The organism is Pseudomonas sp. GV047 (assembly GCF_003058245.1).
Taxonomy (GTDB): domain Bacteria; phylum Pseudomonadota; class Gammaproteobacteria; order Pseudomonadales; family Pseudomonadaceae; genus Aquipseudomonas; species Aquipseudomonas marginalis.
Window position 1 is genome coordinate 629,254 of the sequence record NZ_QCWA01000002.1, and the last position, 17,461, is coordinate 646,714.

General features: G+C 61.0%; 19 protein-coding genes. 10 read left to right on the forward strand and 9 right to left on the reverse strand.

Annotated features, from left to right (window positions below):
- Nucleotides 1-33: 33 nt before the first annotated feature.
- Nucleotides 34-681 carry a hypothetical protein gene (locus C8K58_RS08115; protein ID WP_027608050.1) on the reverse strand — a complete coding sequence of 216 codons (648 nt, stop codon included), beginning with the start codon at nt 679-681 and terminating at the stop codon, nt 34-36.
- 367 nt (nt 682-1,048) lie between these two features.
- Here C8K58_RS08115 and coxB point away from each other — a divergent pair, with 367 nt between their 5' ends.
- From coxB to C8K58_RS08135, 4 genes are read left to right on the forward strand one after another with little or no spacing between them, the layout of a single operon-like run.
- Complete coding sequence (gene coxB, locus C8K58_RS08120; protein WP_092356028.1) at nt 1,049-2,176, forward strand: cytochrome c oxidase subunit II; 1,128 nt, start codon at nt 1,049-1,051, stop codon at nt 2,174-2,176.
- Nucleotides 2,177-2,234: 58 nt separating this feature from the next.
- On the forward strand, nt 2,235-3,824 hold the full coding sequence (ctaD, locus tag C8K58_RS08125; RefSeq protein ID WP_024072609.1) for a cytochrome c oxidase subunit I: 1,590 nt from the start codon (nt 2,235-2,237) through the stop codon (nt 3,822-3,824).
- Between the two features lie 21 nt (nt 3,825-3,845).
- Nucleotides 3,846-4,397 (forward strand): cytochrome c oxidase assembly protein, encoded by a 552-nt coding sequence (locus tag C8K58_RS08130; protein WP_027608048.1) that lies wholly within the window; start codon nt 3,846-3,848, stop codon nt 4,395-4,397.
- Nucleotides 4,398-4,432: 35 nt separating this feature from the next.
- Nucleotides 4,433-5,320 carry a cytochrome c oxidase subunit 3 gene (locus C8K58_RS08135; RefSeq protein WP_027608047.1) on the forward strand — a complete coding sequence of 296 codons (888 nt, stop codon included), beginning with the start codon at nt 4,433-4,435 and terminating at the stop codon, nt 5,318-5,320.
- Nucleotides 5,321-5,326: 6 nt separating this feature from the next.
- On the opposite strand, the gene C8K58_RS08140 is transcribed toward C8K58_RS08135, so the two are convergent.
- Nucleotides 5,327-5,530, reverse strand: a complete 204-nt coding sequence (locus tag C8K58_RS08140) for a twin transmembrane helix small protein (protein WP_016978774.1) — start codon at nt 5,528-5,530, stop codon at nt 5,327-5,329.
- Nucleotides 5,531-5,575: 45 nt separating this feature from the next.
- Between C8K58_RS08140 and C8K58_RS08145 the strand changes: the two genes are divergently transcribed.
- Genes C8K58_RS08145 through C8K58_RS08165 form a run of 5 tightly spaced genes read left to right on the forward strand, consistent with a single transcriptional unit; the run spans nt 5,576 to nt 9,499 of the window.
- The gene (locus tag C8K58_RS08145) at nt 5,576-6,340 is read left to right on the forward strand and encodes an SURF1 family protein (protein WP_098480657.1); all 765 of its coding nucleotides are present in this window, start codon (nt 5,576-5,578) and stop codon (nt 6,338-6,340) included.
- Nucleotides 6,306-6,890: a hypothetical protein gene (locus C8K58_RS08150; protein ID WP_092488105.1), complete on the forward strand. Its 585-nt coding sequence runs from the start codon at nt 6,306-6,308 to the stop codon at nt 6,888-6,890. Before C8K58_RS08145 ends, C8K58_RS08150 begins: the two co-directional genes overlap by 35 nt.
- A gap of 10 nt (nt 6,891-6,900) precedes the next feature.
- Entirely contained in the window at nt 6,901-7,980 is a 1,080-nt protein-coding gene (locus tag C8K58_RS08155) for a heme A synthase (protein WP_092356034.1), read from the forward strand.
- Entirely contained in the window at nt 7,968-8,867 is a 900-nt protein-coding gene (cyoE, locus tag C8K58_RS08160; protein ID WP_027608043.1) for a heme o synthase, read from the forward strand. Before C8K58_RS08155 ends, cyoE begins: the two co-directional genes overlap by 13 nt.
- Nucleotides 8,864-9,499, forward strand: coding sequence for an SCO family protein (locus C8K58_RS08165; protein WP_027608042.1), 636 nt, complete (start codon nt 8,864-8,866; stop codon nt 9,497-9,499). The genes cyoE and C8K58_RS08165 overlap by 4 nt, the downstream gene beginning before the upstream one ends.
- Before the next feature lie 143 nt (nt 9,500-9,642).
- Here C8K58_RS08165 and C8K58_RS08170 read toward each other — a convergent pair whose 3' ends face one another.
- Genes C8K58_RS08170 through C8K58_RS08180 form a run of 3 tightly spaced genes read right to left on the reverse strand, consistent with a single transcriptional unit; the run spans nt 9,643 to nt 12,149 of the window.
- Nucleotides 9,643-10,416, reverse strand: coding sequence for a MetQ/NlpA family ABC transporter substrate-binding protein (locus C8K58_RS08170; RefSeq protein WP_027608041.1), 774 nt, complete (start codon nt 10,414-10,416; stop codon nt 9,643-9,645).
- Nucleotides 10,417-10,467: 51 nt separating this feature from the next.
- Entirely contained in the window at nt 10,468-11,142 is a 675-nt protein-coding gene (locus C8K58_RS08175) for a methionine ABC transporter permease (protein WP_098480654.1), read from the reverse strand.
- Nucleotides 11,142-12,149: a methionine ABC transporter ATP-binding protein gene (locus C8K58_RS08180; RefSeq protein ID WP_092488102.1), complete on the reverse strand. Its 1,008-nt coding sequence runs from the start codon at nt 12,147-12,149 to the stop codon at nt 11,142-11,144. Before C8K58_RS08180 ends, C8K58_RS08175 begins: the two co-directional genes overlap by 1 nt.
- A 265-nt stretch (nt 12,150-12,414) precedes the next feature.
- Between C8K58_RS08180 and katE the strand changes: the two genes are divergently transcribed.
- Nucleotides 12,415-14,556, forward strand: coding sequence for a catalase HPII (gene katE, locus C8K58_RS08185; protein WP_027608038.1), 2,142 nt, complete (start codon nt 12,415-12,417; stop codon nt 14,554-14,556).
- An 81-nt stretch (nt 14,557-14,637) separates the two neighbouring features.
- On the opposite strand, the gene C8K58_RS08190 is transcribed toward katE, so the two are convergent.
- From C8K58_RS08190 to zur, 4 genes are read right to left on the reverse strand one after another with little or no spacing between them, the layout of a single operon-like run.
- The gene (locus C8K58_RS08190) at nt 14,638-15,357 is read right to left on the reverse strand and encodes a PA5502 family lipoprotein (RefSeq protein ID WP_108573559.1); all 720 of its coding nucleotides are present in this window, start codon (nt 15,355-15,357) and stop codon (nt 14,638-14,640) included.
- Nucleotides 15,358-15,394: 37 nt separating this feature from the next.
- Nucleotides 15,395-16,183, reverse strand: a complete 789-nt coding sequence (znuB, locus tag C8K58_RS08195) for a zinc ABC transporter permease subunit ZnuB (RefSeq protein ID WP_027608036.1) — start codon at nt 16,181-16,183, stop codon at nt 15,395-15,397.
- Complete coding sequence (znuC, locus tag C8K58_RS08200; RefSeq protein ID WP_108573561.1) at nt 16,176-16,961, reverse strand: zinc ABC transporter ATP-binding protein ZnuC; 786 nt, start codon at nt 16,959-16,961, stop codon at nt 16,176-16,178. The genes znuB and znuC overlap by 8 nt, the downstream gene beginning before the upstream one ends.
- Nucleotides 16,961-17,443, reverse strand: coding sequence for a zinc uptake transcriptional repressor Zur (gene zur / locus C8K58_RS08205; RefSeq protein ID WP_026136513.1), 483 nt, complete (start codon nt 17,441-17,443; stop codon nt 16,961-16,963). Before zur ends, znuC begins: the two co-directional genes overlap by 1 nt.
- Nucleotides 17,444-17,461 lie beyond the last annotated feature (18 nt).

Sequence of the window (17,461 nt, forward strand, 5' to 3'; positions counted from 1 at the left end):
CCTCCCACATTCGTTCTCTGTGTAATTCAGGATTTAAGCTGGCTGGTCCAGTGCCAATTCAACCCCCAGCTGGCGGGACAGGCACGGCCAGCGCTTCCACGCGGCTTCCGTTGCCGGGCTTTTCAGCTGTTCGCGATATGCTTCGACAGACTCCAGTGCAAAGCTGTCTTCGTTGAGCATTTCATCCACCGCATGATGAACGGCTTCATCCAGCTGGTTGGCGAATGCTTCGCCGATCAACTGATGGGCAATCACGTTGGCCACGGTGGTATCTGCCGGAATCAGTGGCTGGCCAAAGTGTTTGATGTACAAATCGTTGACCTCTTCCACCAGGCGATGGGCCAGGTAAGCCTCGTCCAGCAGACCGTCGAGCCCTTCATGGCCGGCCAGGATGGCGGGGGGCTGCAGGAAGAAATGCTCGGCGATTTTCAGCACTGGCTTGATCTGGCTTTCGATACCGGCCTCGCGGGCCACGTCGTTGGCGGCGTCCAGCAGGTCCGGTACCAGATCGATGTAGGCCGTGACGAAGCGGGTCATGACAATGTTGCGATCGCCATCAGCCAGGGAAATGGCCGAATGCAGGTGCGGCAATTGCTCTTCCAGCTGCTTGGCCAACTGGCCAGTGCTGGATTCGTGTTGATGGGCACGGGAAATCTGCTCGCGCAATGCGGCGGTGTTCATGAAGGCTCCAGTGAAGCAGGCGTAGGAATAGGGACAGCATAAGGTAGCTCGTTTATACGAGCGCCTAAGACGCATTTGTCATAATTATTTCATGGTTATGCACAGGCGTTATATCGAATTGCCATCGTTGGTCGGATAAACGATTCCGCACCCGGTTTTATTAGGCCTGGCCACTCATTTTTGCTCATTTGCCCCTACACATTGCGGGGTTGCAGAGCGTGTCTATACTCGGGTTTGTACGCGATTAGCTGATGACGCCAGACTGCATAAGCAGGTAAGGCTAAGCGGTTGTAAGCAGTATGGAAGCCGCTCCCTTCGACGCAGGTGCAAACCGGCGGGATAACAAGAACGATAAGGGGAACCCGCAATGACGCGACATCCACATGTTTGGATGGGCCTCCTGTTGTGGTCGGTATTCGGCCAGGCGCACGCCGCCTGGACAACGAATATGGCGCCAGGGGCAACTGAAGTCAGTCACGCTGTGTTCGACCTGCACATGACCATTTTCTGGATCTGTGTAGTGATCGGCATTGTCGTTTTTGGCGCGATGTTCTGGTCGATGATCCTTCATCGCCGCTCTACGGGCCAGGTCGCGGCCAAATTCCACGAAAGCACCACCGTGGAAATCCTCTGGACCGTGGTGCCCTTGCTGATCCTGGTCGCGATGGCCATTCCGGCGACCAAGACCTTGATCAATATCTACGACAGTACCGAGTCGGATATCGATATCCAGGTCACCGGCTATCAGTGGAAGTGGCATTACAAATACCTGGGCCAGGACGTGGAGTTCTTCAGCAACCTGGCCACGCCCGCCGAGCAGATCCATAACCAGGCCACCAAGGGCGAACATTACCTGCTGGAAGTCGACCAGCCGCTGGTGCTGCCGGTGGGCGCCAAGGTGCGCTTCCTGGTGACCGCCGCCGACGTGATCCACTCCTGGTGGGTGCCGGCCTTTGCGGTCAAGCGTGACGCCATCCCGGGGTTCGTCAACGAGGCCTGGACCCGCGTCGAGAAGCCCGGCATCTACCGTGGTCAGTGCGCCGAACTGTGCGGCAAGGACCACGGTTTCATGCCCATCGTGGTCGAGGTCAAGTCCAAGGCCGACTACGACACCTGGCTCGGCGAGCGCAAGGCAGAGGCCGCCAAGCTCAAGGAGCTGACCTCCAAGGAGTGGACGCTGGAAGAGCTGGTGGCCCGTGGCGACAAGGTCTACCACACCACCTGCGTGGCCTGTCACCAGGCCGAAGGCCAGGGCCTGCCACCGATGTTCCCGGCGCTCAAGGGTTCGAAGATTGCCACCGGGCCTAAGGAAGCCCACCTGAATCTTGTCTATCACGGCAAGGCCGGTACGGCGATGGCGGCTTTCGGCAAGCAGCTCTCGGAAGTGGATATCGCCGCCGTGGTGACCTACGAGCGCAACGCCTGGGGTAACAACAAAGGCGACATGGTCACGCCTAAAGACGTGCTGGCCATCAAGCAGGCGGAAAGCAAATGACTTCATTCATTGCGTATGCCCCGAACCGCCCCGCCCACTCGCTTGCAGGAGAACGGCCATGAGCGCTGTGATCGATGACCATGGCCACGCCGGTGACCATGCCCACGGCCCCGCCAAGGGTTTGATGCGCTGGGTGCTGACCACCAACCATAAGGACATCGGCACGATGTACCTGTGGTTCGCGTTCACCATGTTCCTGCTCGGCGGCTCGTTCGCCATGGTGATCCGTGCCGAGCTGTTCCAGCCTGGCCTGCAGATCGTCGAGCCGGCGTTTTTCAACCAGATGACCACCATGCACGGCCTGATCATGGTGTTCGGTGCGGTAATGCCGGCGTTTGTCGGCCTGGCCAACTGGATGATTCCGCTGATGATCGGCGCGCCGGACATGGCCTTGCCGCGCATGAACAACTTCAGCTTCTGGCTGCTGCCGGCGGCGTTCCTGCTGCTGGTCTCGACCCTGTTCACGCCCGGTGGCGGGCCGAACTTCGGCTGGACGTTCTACGCCCCGCTCTCCACCACCTACGCGCCGGAAAGCGTGACGTTCTTCATCTTCGCCATCCACTTGATGGGCATCAGCTCGATCATGGGTGCGATCAACGTGGTTGCCACCATCCTCAACCTGCGTGCGCCCGGCATGACCCTGATGAAGATGCCGCTGTTCGTCTGGACCTGGCTGATCACCGCATTCCTGCTGATCGCGGTGATGCCGGTGCTGGCCGGCTGCGTGACCATGATGCTGATGGACATCCACTTCGGTACCAGCTTCTTCAGTGCGGCCGGTGGCGGTGATCCGGTGCTGTTCCAGCATGTGTTCTGGTTCTTCGGCCACCCCGAGGTGTACATCATGATCCTGCCGGCGTTTGGCGCCGTCAGTTCGATTATCCCGACCTTCTCGCGCAAGCCATTGTTCGGCTACACGTCGATGGTCTACGCCACGGCGAGCATCGCGTTCCTCTCGTTTATCGTGTGGGCGCACCATATGTTCGTGGTGGGCATTCCGTTGGTCGGCGAGTTGTTCTTCATGTACGCCACGTTGCTGATTGCGGTGCCCACCGGCGTGAAGGTGTTCAACTGGGTCAGTACCATGTGGCAAGGCTCGCTGACCTTCGAGACGCCGATGCTGTTTGCCGTGGCCTTCGTGATCCTGTTCACCATCGGCGGCTTCTCCGGATTGATGCTGGCGATTGCCCCGGCGGACTTCCAGTACCACGACACCTACTTTGTGGTGGCGCACTTCCATTACGTACTGGTGCCCGGTGCGATCTTCGGCATCTTCGCCTCGGCCTACTACTGGCTGCCGAAATGGACCGGCCACATGTACGACGAAACCCTGGGCAAGCTGCATTTCTGGCTGTCTTTCGTGGGCATGAACATGGCGTTCTTCCCGATGCACTTCGTGGGGCTGGCCGGCATGCCGCGCCGGGTACCGGACTACAACCTGCAGTTCGCCGACTTCAATATGGTCTCGTCGATTGGCGCGTTCATGTTTGGCGCCACGCAGATCTTCTTCCTGTTTATCGTGATCAAGTGCATCCGTGGCGGCCCGCCCGCGCCGGCCAAGCCGTGGGATGGCGCCGAAGGCCTGGAGTGGAGCGTGCCCTCGCCCGCGCCGTACCACACCTTCACCACGCCACCGGAGGTCAAATGAACAGGGTAAGCGGAGGTGGTCATGGCTGACTCCGTGCCTCTCAAGCGCCTGGTTGCCCGCCTGCTGATCCTGGTGGTGGCGATGTTCGCCTTCGGCTTTGCCCTGGTGCCGATCTACGACGTGATGTGCAAGGCATTCGGCATCAACGGCAAGACGGCCGGGCAGTACGAAGGCGAGCAGGTCGTCGACCTCACGCGCCAGGTACGGGTGCAGTTCCTGTCCACCAATGCCATCGACATGGTCTGGGAGTTTCACTCCAAGGCTGATGAGGTGGTGGTCAACCCCGGTGCCGTCACCGAGATGCTGTTCGTGGCCTACAACCCTACTGACAAGCCGATGACCGCCCAGGCGGTGCCGAGCATTTCCCCCGCCGAAGCGGCGATGTATTTCCACAAGACCGAATGCTTTTGCTTCACCCAGCAAGTGCTGCAGCCGGGCCAGCGCATCGAGATGCCGGTGCGTTTTATTGTCGACCGTGACATGCCCAAGGATGTGAAGCATTTGACCCTGGCGTACACGCTGTTTGATATCACTGCGCGCCAACCGCCCGTGGCTGTTCGTACCGGCGGCTAGCTACTGTTTGCCCGCTCAATCAGGAGAGCGAATACATGTCGACTCATGATACGTACTACGTACCAGCGCAAAGCAAATGGCCGATAATTGCCACGATTGGCATGCTGGTCACCGTGTATGGCCTGGCCGTGTGGTTCAACGACCTGAAGGCGGCACGCCCGGAATCCCACGGGCCGTGGATCTTTTTCGTCGGAGGGCTGTTGTTGGCCTACATGCTGTTTGGCTGGTTCGGAGCGGTGATCAAGGAAAGCCGCGCCGGTTTGTACAGCGCCCAGATGGACCGCTCGTTTCGCTGGGGCATGACCTGGTTCATTTTTTCCGAGGTGATGTTCTTTATCGCGTTCTTCGGTGCGCTGTTCTACGTGCGCCACTTGTCCGGCCCCGCGTTGGCCGGCGAAGGCCCCAAAGGTATTGCGCACATGCTGTGGCCGAACTTCGAGTTTGCCTGGCCGTTGCTCAACAACCCGGACCCGAAACTTTATCCCGCGCCGGAGGGCACCATCAGCCCGTGGGGCTTGCCGTTGGTCAACACCATCCTGCTGGTGAGTTCCAGCGTGACCATCACCATTGCCCACCACGCCTTGCGCAAGGGGCATCGCGGCGCGCTGAAGATCTGGCTGGCGATCACCGTCTTGCTGGGCCTGGCATTCCTCGGGTTCCAGGCCGAGGAATACATCCACGCCTATAAAGAGCTGGGCCTGACCTTGGGTTCGGGGGTGTACGGCGCGACGTTCTTTATGCTCACGGGCTTCCACGGTGCCCACGTGACTATCGGCACCATCATTTTGTTTGTGATGCTGATGCGCATCCTGCGCGGGCATTTCAATGCCGAGCATCAGTTCGGTTTCGAGGCGGCCAGTTGGTATTGGCACTTCGTGGATGTGGTGTGGATCGGGCTGTTTTTCTTCGTCTACGTGCTGTGAGGCGACTTACCAGGGCGCATGAGATACCAGTTGGCCGCTGAAAAATCCCCAGGCGATCAACGCCACGGTGATCACGGCCAGTACCACACGCACGGTCAAGGCCGTGACGAGGCGGTTGGAGTTGCCCTCGTCCTTGACCAGGAAGAACAGGCCACTGAACAGGCTCACGACGGTCGCGATCAGCATCAGGGCAATGGCTGCTTTGAGCATGGTCTGGTTCCTGGCGTTGGTGGGCAACAAGGGGATGGGCGGGCAATGAAAACAAGTATAGCCAGCGCCATGAAACGCTTTCGTCCAGGTATCGCACCGACCGTGGTGGTGATGATTCTGCTGCCTTTGATGGTGGGCTTGGGCGTCTGGCAGCTGTCGCGCGGCCATGAGAAGCAGTTGCTGGTGGACAGCTATGCCGAACGCCGCGCCGCTGAGCCGATCAGCAGTGTGCAACTCGGGGATATGGCGGACCCGGCCTTTCGTCGCGTGCATCTGCGCGGCCAGTTCGATGCCGAGCACAGCGTATTGCTGGATAACCGCATGCGTGACGGCAAGGCGGGTGTCGAGCTGTTGCAACCTTTTCATGACCAGGCCAGCGGCCTGTGGCTATTGCTTAATCGGGGCTGGTTGCCGTGGCCGGATCGGCGCACCCCGCCCGTCTTCACTACTCCGGCTCAGCCTTTGAATCTCGACGCCTGGGTGTATGTCGCGCCCGGCGAAACCTTCCAGCTGCATGCGGACCCTGCCACTGCGCAATGGCCGCGCCTGTTGACCGCGCTGCACCCCGCCGCGCTGTGGGCTGAGCTGGGCCGCAACGGTTTTGCCTATGAACTGCGTACCGAAGCCGGCCCCGGCACGTACGAAACCACCTGGCCCATCGTTGCGATGGGGCCGGAAAAACACTTGGCCTACGCGGTGCAGTGGTTCGCCATGTCCCTGGCGCTACTGGCTCTTTACCTCTACCTCGGATGGCACACCACAAAGGAGAAGCCCCATGGGAACGGCCACGAATCCACTCAACATGTCTGAGGTACCTGATCGGCGCAAAGGCCGCTGGCAGCTGATGCTGATCCTGCTGATGGTGATCGGTCCGATGGTGCTGGCCACCTTCATGTACAAACTGCAGTTCTGGGTGCCGGACAGTCGCAGCTACCACGGAGAAATGATCGGTAACGGTCAGACCCGCGCCGATATTGGCGTGCAGGCCGATGAACAGCGCTGGCAGTTGCTGGTCACCGCGCCTGCCGCCTGCGCCGCCGATTGCCGGCAACTGGTGTACCTCGCGCGCCAGTTGCAGATCGGCCTGGGGCGCGACGCTTCACGCGCCAGCCATGCCTTGGCCAGTGCGCAACCGGTCGGTGCCGACTATGACGCCAAGCTCAAGGCTGAATACCCGCAATTGCAGCGCTACTCACTGGACCTCTCTACCTTCACCAAAAACGCCGCCGCGCCGGGCGCTGCGCAACTGTGGATCGTCGACCCCCACGGCAACCTGGTGCTGCGCTACGACGCCAAGGTCAAGGGCAAGGACTTGCTCAATGACCTGCGCCACCTGTTGAAACTGTCGAACATCGGATAAGGGCATCGTCATGGCCAAACCTGGATTTCGCCTCGCGTTATTTGCCACTCTGCTGGCGCTGATCGTCGTGCTGCTTGGCGCCTACACCCGCCTGACCCACGCCGGCCTCGGTTGCCCGGACTGGCCGGGCTGCTACGGGTTTATCAGCGTGCCGCAAAGCGAGGCCCAGCTGGCCCATGCCGAATTGCATTTTCCCGATACGCCGGTGGAGGCTGACAAGGGCTGGGCGGAGATGACCCATCGCTACTTCGCCGGCACCCTGGGCCTGTTGATTGTGCTGTTGGCGGCGCGTTCGTGGAGCCATCGGCGTGATCCGGGCCAGCCAGTGAAACTGCCGTTGTTTCTGTTGATGGTGGTGTTTGCCCAGGCGGCGTTTGGCATGTGGACGGTGACCTTGAAGCTGTGGCCCCAGGTGGTGACGGGGCATTTGTTGGGCGGCTTTGCGACCTTGAGCCTGCTGTTTCTGCTGACCCTGCGCTTGTCTGGGGTGTTGCCCGCGTTGATCGTGCCCAGGCGCCTGCAATATTGGGCCACGGCCGGCCTGGTGCTGGTGATCGGTCAGATCGCCTTGGGCGGCTGGGTCAGTTCCAACTACGCAGCGGTGGCCTGTATCGATTTGCCCACCTGCCACGGCCAGTGGTGGCCTGCGGCGGACTTCGCCAACGGCTTTCACCTGACCCAGCACATCGGCCCCAATTACCTTGGCGGCCAGCTCGACAGCGACGCGCGTACCGCCATCCACCTGACCCACCGCATCGGTGCGGTGCTGGTCACCCTGGTGCTTGCGGGGCTGGCCTGGCAGCTGCGTGCGGTGGGTATGACGCGGCTCGCGGGCCTGCTGTTGATTGCCCTGGCGGTACAAATCAGCCTGGGCCTGAGCAACGTGTATTTCCACCTGCCACTGCCGGTTGCAGTCGGCCATAACGCCGGCGGTGCGGCGCTGTTATTGACCCTGGTGCTGGTCAATTACCACGCCCGCACCAGTCTGGTCCGGGTGCGTCACCAGTTGCCGTTCGGCTGGCGCTTCAGCCCGCGCAAACACGTATCGGGCCTCATCACCCTTAAAGGAGAGATGCCATGGCGACCTTGATCGGCGCGCGCCACAGCCAGGCGATCTGGCGCGATTACCTGGAGCTGACCAAGCCGAAAGTGGTGGTGCTGATGCTCATCACCTCCCTGGTCGGCATGTTCCTCGCGACCCGCGCCGGTGTGCCGTGGGCGGTACTGATTTTCGGCAACCTGGGAATAGCCCTGTGTGCCGGTGGTGCGGCGGCGGTGAACCATGTGGTGGACCGACGGATTGATGCAGTGATGGCTCGCACCCATAAGCGGCCGTTGGCGGAGGGGCGTGTGTCGCCGGTGGCGGCGCTGGCCTTTGCTTTGTTTCTAGCCGTTGCAGGATTGGCCTTGTTGCTGGCGTTTACCAACCCTCTGGCGGCATGGCTGACGCTGGCTTCGCTGCTCGGTTACGCGGTGGTCTACACCGGTTTTCTCAAGCGGGCGACGCCACAAAATATTGTTATCGGAGGCCTGGCCGGTGCCGCGCCACCGCTGTTGGGTTGGGTCGCCGTTACCGGCCATGTCAGCGCCGAGCCCTTGTTGCTGGTGCTGATCATCTTCGCCTGGACGCCGCCGCACTTCTGGGCCCTGGCCATTCACCGCAAGGAGGAATACGCCAAGGCCGATATCCCGATGCTGCCTGTCACTCACGGCGAGCACTACACCAAGGTGCATATCCTGCTCTATACCTTTGCCCTGTTGGCGGTGAGCCTGATGCCCTATGTGATCCACATGAGCGGCCCGCTCTACCTGGCCTGTGCGCTGGTTTTGGGCGGACGCTTTCTGCAATGGGCCTGGGTGCTGTACCGTGGCGCTCAGCCGCACGCGGCGATCAACACCTTCAAGTACTCTATCTGGTACCTGTTCCTGCTGTTTATCGCCCTGCTCGTAGACCACTACTTACTGTTGAACCTATGACTCGAACTCAAAAAACCGTCTTTATCCTGGTGGCCATCGTCGCGTTGATCATGGGCCTGACCGTTAACAAAGTGCTCTCGGGCAAGGGCCAGGGCGACCCTACGGCATTGATTGATGCCGGTATCATCCTGCTGCCGCAAAGCCGCCAGCTGCCGTCGGTGAGCATGACCAACCAGGAAGGCCAGCCGGTGCTGGTCAACGAGTTGAAAGGCAAGTGGAGCCTGCTGTTCTTCGGCTACACCTTCTGCCCCGACATCTGCCCGACCACCCTCGCCCAACTGCGCCAGATCAAGAGCGAGTTGCCTAAGGAGGCTGTGGATAAGTTGCAGGTAATCCTGGTCAGCGTCGACCCGAACCGCGACACCCCGACCCAGCTCAAGCAGTACCTGGGCTACTTCGACCCGCAATTCCAAGGCCTCACCGGTGCGAACGTAGAGGATGTGCAGAAGGTTTCGAATGCCGTGAGCATCCCGTTCATCCCGGCAGACACCAACAAGCCCAACTACACCGTCGACCACAGCGGCAACCTCGCGCTGATCGGTCCGGATGGTACCCAGCGCGGCTTTATCCGTGCGCCGTTGAACAACCAGAAGCTGGTGGCGCAACTGCCGGGGCTGTTGCAGCGCAAGTAACAGGCAATGCACAACACATGTGGGAGGGGGCTTGCCCCGATGGCGGCAGATCAGTCAGCTCATGCAGCGACTGATACTCCGCAATCGGGGGCAAGCCCCCTCCCACATTTTTTGATCTCCAGCGTGTTGGAGACCGAGTCGGATCAGAACGCCGGCAGGATCGCGCCTTTGTACTTCTCTTGGATGAATTGCTTCACCTCAGGGGTGTGCAGGGCTGCAATCAGCTTTTTCATCGCGTCCGAATCCTGGTTGTCTTCGCGGCTCACGAGGATGTTCACGTAAGGCGAGTCATTGCCTTCGATCACCAGGGCGTCCTTGGACGGGTCCAGCTTGGCTTCCAGCGCATAGTTGGTGTTGATCAGCGCCAGGTCGACCTGGGTCAGCACGCGCGGCAGGGTGGCGGCTTCGAGTTCGCGGAATTTCAGGTTTTTCGGGTTTGCGGTGATGTCCTTGATGGTCGACAGGATATTGGTCGGGTCCTTCAGGGTGATCAGGTTGTGCTTGGCCAGCAGCAACAGCGCGCGGCCACCGTTGGTGGCGTCGTTCGGGATCACCACGTTGGCGCCGTCAGGCAGGTCTTCCAGTTTTTTGTACTTGCTGGAGTAAGCGCCAAGAGGCTCCAGGTGCACAGCGCCGACGCTCACCAGGTGAGTGCCTTTGGCTTTGTTGAATTCATCCAGGTATGGCTGGTGCTGGAAGAAGTTCGCATCCAGGCGCTTTTCCGCTACCTGGACGTTGGGCTGTACGTAATCGGTGAAGACTTTGACTTGCAGGTCCACGCCTTCTTTGGCGAGGGCAGGCTTCACGAATTCCAGGATTTCCGCGTGGGGCACCGGCGAGGCAGCGACTTTCAGGGTCTCGGCGGCGTGGGCGGAAAACGCGGCAACGGCGGCGAAAGCAACCAGTAGTTTTTTCATCCAACAAGCTCCTTGTTCGGGCATGTGCCGGCTTTTGACCGGCAATGGCCGTTATTTTCGAGAAAAGTGCACCACCAGCTTGTCGCCGACGGTTTGCAGAATTTGCACCAGGATCAACAGCATTACCACGGTGACCACCATCACGTCGGTCTGGAAGCGCTGGTAACCGAACCGGATCGCCAGGTCACCCAGGCCGCCGGCGCCGACAACACCGGCCATGGCCGTGTAGGACACCAGGGTAATCGCCGTCACCGTTATCGCCGCGAAGATGCCGGGGCGTGCTTCGGGCAGCAGAGCGTTGATGATGATCTGGCGGGTGCTGGCGCCCATGGACTGGGTGGCCTCGATGATGCCGCGGTCCACTTCACGCAAGGCGGTTTCCACCAGGCGCGCGAAGAATGGCGTGGCCCCTACGACCAGCGGCGGGATCGCCCCCGCTACGCCCAGGGAGGTACCGGTGATCAGCACAGTGAACGGGATCATCACGATCAGCAGGATGATGAACGGCAGCGAGCGCAGGATGTTCACGATCAGCGACAGCAGCGCGTACAGGCCTTTTTGCTCGAACAGCTGGCGTGGGCTGGTCAGGAACAGCAGCACGCCCAAAGGCAGGCCCAATACCACGGTGAAGAACAGCGAACCGAACAGCATGATCATGGTGTCGCCGGTGGCGAGCCAGATTTCGGACCAGTCGATATTGGCGAAGAAACTCAAGAAAACGTCCATCAGCGCAGCACCTCCATGTGGACGTCTGCGGCGGTAAAGCGGGCAAAGGCCGCTTCCATGTCACCGCCGGTGACCGCAAGGGTCAGTTGCCCGTAGGGGATGTCTTTGATGCGGTCGATGCGGCCGGCGAGGATGCTGTAGTCCACCCCCGTTTCCCGGGCGACGGTGCCCAGCAGTGGCGCGTAGGTCGCTTCGCCCTGGAACGTCAGCCGTACGATGCGACCCGGTACATGGGCGAAGTCATCGCGCTGCTCGCCTTCATCGACCTGCTCGGCTTCCTGCACGAAGCGCTTGGTGGTCGGGTGCTTGGGGTGCAGGAACACGTCGGCCACCGAGCCTTGCTCGACGATCACGCCGGCATCCATCACGGCGACTTGGTCGCATACGCGGCGGATCACATCCATTTCATGGGTGATCAGCACGATGGTCAGTTTCAACTCGCGATTGATCTCGGCCAGCAGTTGCAGGACCGAGGCGGTGGTTTGCGGGTCGAGGGCGCTGGTGGCCTCGTCGCACAGCAGGATTTTCGGCTTGGTCGCCAGGGCGCGGGCAATGCCGACGCGTTGCTTCTGGCCACCGGACAACTGCGCCGGGTACTTCCTGGCGTGGTCCGACAGGCCGACGCGGGCAAGTAGCTCGGCGACACGTTGGTCGATGTCCTTGCGCGACAATTCGCCGGCCAGGGTCAGTGGCAGGGCCACGTTGTCGGCAACGGTCTTGGACGCCAGCAGGTTGAAGTGCTGGAAGATCATCCCGACCTGCTGGCGGAAACGGCGCAGGCCGTTGGCGTCCAGGGCGGTGACTTCTTCGCCGTCCACCGTGATCTGGCCGCCACTGGGTTCTTCCAGACGGTTGATCAGGCGCAGCAGCGTGCTTTTACCTGCACCCGAGTGGCCGATCAGGCCAAACACCTGGCCGTTGTCGACGCGCAGGCTGGTGGGGTACAGCGCGGGAATATCCTTACCGGCGACGCGGTAGGTTTTATGGACGTTTTGAAACTCGATCACGTAGCGAACCTTGTGGGGCGCATTGAAAAGGGATCAGCGGTTAGCCGGGCGCGCATTTTAGCCTGTCCGTATAGCGTTTCTTAGCATTTATTTCGCATTCAACCAGTGATTTGGCAATAACGCGATCAAAGGTCATAAAAAAGGAACGGCAGAAAACCGTGTCAGTCACTACTTAAGCAACTCGATTTCCCAGGTGCCGTGCCTGGGGTTTTGCTCAAACGAGCCGGGGACCGCTCTGGCCACTTTGAATAAGGAGTTTTGACTGATGAGTACCAAGAAGCCAGCCACCCCGTCGAAGAGTGAACTTGCAGGCACCGACACCCTGGACCGTGGCAACACCAACGCCAAGCTGCAAGCACTGGAGGAATTCCGTTCCGATGCGACCGGCCAGGCCCTGCGTACCAACCAAGGCGTGAAGATCTCCGACAACCAGAACACCTTGAAAGTCGGTGCCCGCGGCCCCTCGCTGCTGGAAGACTTCATCATGCGTGAAAAAATCACGCACTTTGACCATGAGCGTATCCCCGAGCGCATCGTGCATGCCCGGGGCACCGGCGCCCATGGCTATTTCCAGACCTATGAAAACCATTCCGCGCTGAGCAAGGCAGGTTTCCTGCGTAACCCCGAGCATAAAACCCCGGTGTTCGTGCGTTTCTCCACCGTGCAGGGCCCGCGTGGTTCGGGCGATACGGTGCGTGACGTGCGCGGTTTCGCGGTGAAGTTCTTCACCGACGAGGGCAACTTCGACCTGGTCGGCAACAACATGCCGGTGTTTTTCATTCAGGATGCGATCAAGTTTCCCGACTTTGTGCATGCGGTAAAACCTGAGCCGCACAACGAAATTCCTACCGGCGGCTCGGCCCACGATACGTTCTGGGATTTTGTTTCGTTGCAGCCGGAGTCGGCGCACATGGTGATCTGGGCGATGTCTGACCGTGCCATTCCAAAAAGCCTGCGTGCCATGCAGGGGTTTGGCATCCACACCTTCCGCTTGATCAATACCGAAGGTAAGTCGAGCTTTGTGAAGTTCCACTGGCACCCGAAGGTCGGCACCTGCTCCCTGGTGTGGGACGAAGCGCAAAAGCTTGCCGGTAAAGATACCGATTACCACCGTCGTGACCTGTGGGAGGCGATTGAAAGCGGCGACTACCCTGAGTGGGAGTTGGGTGTGCAGATCGTTGCGGAAGAAGACGAGCATAAGTTCGACTTTGACCTGCTCGATCCGACCAAGATCATCCCCGAGGAACTGGTGCCGATCACACCGCTGGGCAAGATGGTGCTGAACCGCAACCCGGATAACTTCTTTGCCGAAGTCGAGCAGGTCGCGTTTTGCCCGGGCCACATCGTGCCGGGTATCGACTTCACCAACGACCCGTTGCTGCAAGGTCGTCTGTTTTCCTACACGGATACGCAGATCAGCCGTCTCGGTGGGCCGAACTTCCATGAGCTGCCGATCAACCGGCCGGTAGTACCTTTCCACAACGGCCAGCGCGACGCCCAGCATCGCACCGTGATCGACAAGGGCCGAGCCGCGTACGAGCCGAATTCGATTGATGGTGGTTGGCCGAAAGAAACGCCGCCGGCTGCCCAGGATGGTGGTTTCGAAACCTATTACGAGCGCGTCGATGCCAATAAGGTGCGTGAGCGCAGTGAGTCATTTGGCGACCACTTCTCCCAGGCTGCACTGTTTTTCCACAGCATGAGCCACCATGAGAAAGAGCACATCATCGCGGCCTACAGCTTTGAGTTGGGCAAGGTGGAGCGTGAGTTTATCCGCGCGCGACAGGTCAACGAGATTCTGGCCAATATCGATCTGGAACTGGCCAAGCGCGTGGCGCAGAACCTTGGTCTGCCGGCGCCGACCAAAGGCACGGTAGCGCCGCGTGAGTCTTCGCTGAAAGAGTCGCCGGCATTGAGCCAGGTGAACCTGCTGTCCGGCGATATCAAGACGCGCAAAGTCGCGATTCTCGCGGCTGACGGTGTGGATGGCGCGGCTATCGATGCGCTGAAAAAAGCCCTGGCGGCAGAAGGTGCCCATGCCAAGTTGCTGGGGCCGACCTCGGCGCCGGTGAAGACGGCCGATGGCAAGAGCCTGCCGGTGGATGCGTCGATGGAAGGCATGCCGTCGATTGCGTTTGACGCCGTGTTTATCCCGGGCGGAAAAGAGTCGGTGAAAGCACTGAGCGGTGATGGTGTGGCGCTGCATTACGTTCTGGAAGCCTACAAACACCTGAAGGCGATTGCGGTTGCCAGTGACGCGAAGCCACTGCTGGATCTGCTGAAGCTGGAGACGGATGCGGGGTTGATCGTGGGGTCGGATGCTAAGGCGTTCAAGGCGTTTTTTGCCGCGATTGCACAGCATCGGGTTTGGGATCGTGAGCCGAAGGCTAAGGCGATTCCGGCTTAATTTATTGGTTGCTTGTTGGATCGCTATCGGGGGCAAGCCCCTCTCACAATTCAAATGTGAGAGGGGCTTGCCCCCGATGCGTTATTCCGCCTTGCGCGGAGTCAGCACAACCTGCGCCGAAATATGTTTCAGAATCTGCCGGTGAATCTTCAGGTCATACCCTGAATCAATACGCTTCACCCGTTTGGTCAGCAACGTGGCCAGCCACGGGTAATCCTGGGTGCGTGGCGCCTGGATCGTCACATCACACTGGTAATTCACCACATCGGTGGCAATCGCATCCAGCTGATGGCGCAGCGCTTCAATATCAGTGAGGTTCAGCGCCACGGTGGTGCTTGGCGCGGCCGGGTCGATGACCTTGGCAGCGGGCTTGGCTTCGGCGGCCTTGAGGGCCTCTTCGGCTTTATCCAGCTCGACTTTACGGGCGTGGGTGATGGCGCTGTTGACGCCACCGGTCAGCGCCGGCGCCTTGGGCATCAGCGCGCGGGCACGGCTCAGGGCGGTGGCGGCGGCGTTTACATCGCCTTTTTGCAGCACGATCTGGCTGCGCTGCAGGTAAGCCTCGGCCAATTGCCGTTGGTAGGGTTCCAGCGTCGGGTCATTGGGCGACTGGGCCTGCAGTGCGGCCAGTTGGTCTTCGGCGGTGGCCAGCTCACTGCTGGCCAGGTTTTGCTCCAGCTGCGCGATGGCCGCAGCACGCGGATCCGGGGCCTCTGGGGCGGCGGGCGGTGTGCTTTGACAGGCGCCCAGCAGCAGGGAAAACGCGGCAAGGAGCAGATAACGGGAGGTGAACAGCTTCATTCCTGCGACTCTCTATTTGCGCAAAAAGCGAGCAAGTCTACACCCCTCGACGGGGCAGGACAAAACTCAGCAGAAACAGGGCGGCCGCCGTGACTACAATCGACGGTCCGGCAGGCGTGTCCTTGAACCATGACAACGCCAGGCCCCCGCACACTGCCAGCATCCCCAACAGGCTGGCACCGATCGCCATCTGCTCCGGTGAGCGGGCGTGGCGCTGGGCGGCGGCGGCGGGAATGATCAACAGCGACGTGATCAACAATACGCCGACAATCTTCATCGCGACAGCGATCACCACGGCAATCAGCAGCATCAGGGCCATGCGCAACGCTGGTACGGGCAAACCTTCGACCCTGGCCAGTTCTTCATGCACCGTGATGGCCAGCAGTGGGCGCCACAGGGCGACCAATAGCACCAATACGGCGGCGCTGCCGCCGAGAATCCAGGCAAGATCGGTGGGGCTGATCGCCAGCAGGTCGCCGAACAGATAGGCCATCAGGTCGATGCGCACTTCATGCATAAAGCTCAGCACCACCAGGCCCAGGGACAGCGTGCTTGGCGCCAGGATGCCCAGCAGGGTGTCCGAGGCCAGTGGCTGGCGCTGTTGCAGGGTCACCAGCAGCACCGCCAGCAGCAGGCAGCCCACGGTCACGGCGATGGTCGGGCTCACATCCAGCAGGAAGCCCATGGCCACGCCCAGCAGCGCGGCGTGGGACAAGGTGTCGCCAAAGTACGCCATGCGCCGCCAGACCACGAACGAGCCCAGTGGGCCCGCCACCAGCGCCAGAGCCAAGCCTGCCAGCAGGGCGTAAAGCAGAAAATCAGCCATGCTTGCAGCTATCTCCATGAACGTGGGTGTGGGGCGTCGCGGGATCGTCTACGACAGCGCCATGCAGGTCATGGGCATGGTCGTGATGGTGGTGATAGATCGCCAGGCTCTGGGCGTTCTTGCCGAACAGCTCGACGAACGCCGGGTCGCTGCTGACTTGTTCCGGGTGGCCGGAGCAGCACACGTGGCGGTTGAGGCATACCACCTGGTCGGTGGTGCTCATCACCAAGTGCAAGTCATGGGAGACCATCAGCACGCCGCAGCCATGGCGGTCGCGCAGGCGGGTAATCAGGCTGTACAGGTCGGCCTGGCCGGCGACGTCGACGCCCTGCACGGGTTCATCCAGCACCAGCAACTCGGGCTCGCGCAACAGGGCACGGGCCAGCAGCACACGCTGCATTTCGCCGCCGGAGATGCTTTGCACCGGGCTGTCGATGACCTGCTCGGCACCGACTTCCTTGAGGGCGGCCTGCGCGCGGGCGCGGTCCACACCGGGTACCAGGCGCAAAAACCGCAGTACAGACAAGGGCAGGGTCGGATCAACGTGCAGCTTTTGCGGCATGTAGCCCACGCGCAGCCTGGGCTTGCGCCACACGCTGCCGGTGTCGGGCTTGAGCAGGCCGAGTACGGCGCGCACCAGGGTGGTCTTGCCGGCGCCATTGGGGCCGATCAGGGTGACGATCTGCCCCGGCTCGACGCTCAACGCGATGTTGTCCAGCACGTTTTGCCCGGCAAACGTGACGCCGACCTGCTCCAGGCGAATTAACGCATTGCTCATCAAGCCCCCTGGCAGCCCGAGCACAGGCCGACCACTTCGACCGTCTGCCCTTCGACCCGGAAGCCTACGTCGGCGGAGCTCTTGATGATGGCGTCGCTGATGCTCTTTTGTTCAAGCTCGATGGCGGCGTGGCACTCGCGGCAGATCAGGAACTGGCCCTGATGCGCGTGTTCCGGGTGGTTGCAGCCGACAAAAGCGTTGAGCGAGGCAATGCGGTGCACCAGGCCGTTTTCCAGCAGGAAATCCAGCGCGCGGTACACGGTCGGCGGCGCGGCGCGGCGGCCGTCCTGCTCGCTGAGCACGCCCAGGATGTCGTAGGCACCCAGGGGCTTATGGCTCTGCCAGACGAGTTCCAGCACCCGGCGACGCAGGGCGGTCAGGCGCAAGCCTTTCTGTGCGCACAGGGTGTCGGCCTCCGACAGCGCGGTATGCACGCAGTGAGAGTGGTCGTGTGGACGGCTGGCAAGCGGTGTTTTAGGCATGAGCGGCGACAGATATTT